The following is an 818-nucleotide window of genomic DNA, read 5'->3' on the forward strand; positions in this document are numbered from 1 at the left end:
GATTTCATCGCGCGAGGAGAGAAGGTCTTGCGCTGCTCGCCGATCTTCTGGAACAGCGCCTTTTCTTCCGGACGAGGGGCAAGGCCATGCGGACATGCTGTGGCGTGACCACCACAAGAACCGATCCTTGATTCGGTCGGTGGTAGTCATGTCCGGTTCTCCAAACGATTACTTGCGGGCGGCCAGCACTTCGGCCGGCTGCACGATGTTTTCCTGGGCCTTGTTGGACCAGTTGTTGCGCGTGTAGGTGATCACGGCGGCGATTTCGGTGTCGTTCAAGATGCCCTTCCAGGCCGGCATGGCGTTCTTGCCGTTGAGCACCAGGTGGATCTGGGTCGCCTTGGGGCCGTTGACCACGGCGCTGCCATCGAGCGCCGGGAAGGATCCCGGCACGCCCTTGCCATTGGCCTGGTGGCAGACCACGCAGTTGGCGACATAGACCTTCTCGCCACGCTGCTTCAACTCATCCACCGTCCAGACCTTGCTGGGATCATCGGCCTTGGCGGCCATTTCCTTCTTCTTGCCATCGACCCATTTCTTGTAGTCGTCTTCGCTGACCACGTTGACCACGATGGGCATGAAGGCGTGATCCTTGCCGCATAGTTCCACGCACTGACCGCGATAGGTACCGATCTTCTCGGCGCGGAACCAGGTATCGCGCACGAAGCCGGGAATGGCATCCTGCTTCACGCCGAAGGCCGGAATGGTCCANGAGTGGATCACGTCATTGGCGGTGGTGACCAGGCGCACCTTTCTGTTGNACGGCACCACACGGGGGTGTCGACCTCGATGAAGTAGTTGTCGTTTTTCTTCAGTGC

The 818-nt window shown here is 59.8% G+C and carries 1 pseudogene; it reads right to left on the reverse strand.

From position 1 onward, the window contains the following. Positions 1–168 precede the first annotated feature (168 nt). Positions 169–818: pseudogene (locus tag I5W_RS07595) on the reverse strand (c-type cytochrome); the annotation flags it as partial.

This window comes from Herbaspirillum sp. B65 (assembly GCF_000333555.1).
GTDB lineage: Bacteria > Pseudomonadota > Gammaproteobacteria > Burkholderiales > Burkholderiaceae_D > Herbaspirillum > Herbaspirillum rubrisubalbicans.